This window comes from Oleiphilus sp. HI0061 (assembly GCF_001635675.1).
In genome coordinates this window covers 1-535 of record NZ_LWFE01001208.1, presented here as the reverse complement: position 1 = coordinate 535, position 535 = coordinate 1, and the positions used below count along the sequence as shown (strand labels likewise).

The 535-nt window shown below is 45.6% G+C and carries 1 pseudogene; it reads left to right on the top strand.

Annotated elements, in window-relative coordinates:
• Window positions 1-459 (top strand): annotated as a pseudogene (locus A3735_RS31145) (cell adhesion protein); the annotation flags it as partial.
• Window positions 460-535 lie beyond the last annotated feature (76 nt).

The following is a 535-nucleotide window of genomic DNA, read 5'->3' as shown; positions in this document are numbered from 1 at the left end:
GAAACCATTAGTAATTACTATGACGACTCGAAGCCAACGGTTATTTATTTCCATGGCTGGCAGAATGGCTCTTCGCAAGATGGCTATGACCGCGAAGACTTTACCTTCGCCAACAATGGCAACTCACTCTCGCATAAATCCTGGAAGCAAAGGGGTTGGAACGTTGGCGTATTTTACTGGAACCAGTTTGCCGATGAAGCTGAAGTCAAAGATGCAGAAGCCAAAATGTGGAGTGCTAATGGCCCAAAAGGTATGCGTTATCGGCTAGATGACGGTAGTTACAGCACGTCACAGGCACCGAACAAGTCGGTCGGTGAAATCGCTTTTGAGCAAATCACAGCAGTACTGGCTAACAATAACAAAAACCTGAGATTTGCAGGCCACTCTTTGGGGAACCAATTAGCTGTTTATGTGGCCAAGCAGATTAATGATGGGATTAATGAGGGCAATCTGCTATAGCTTATATCGCTATTTACTCGACCTAGACTATCAAGTGCAATGGCATCTTTGGGCATGGCTACCCATTAGTTCAGCC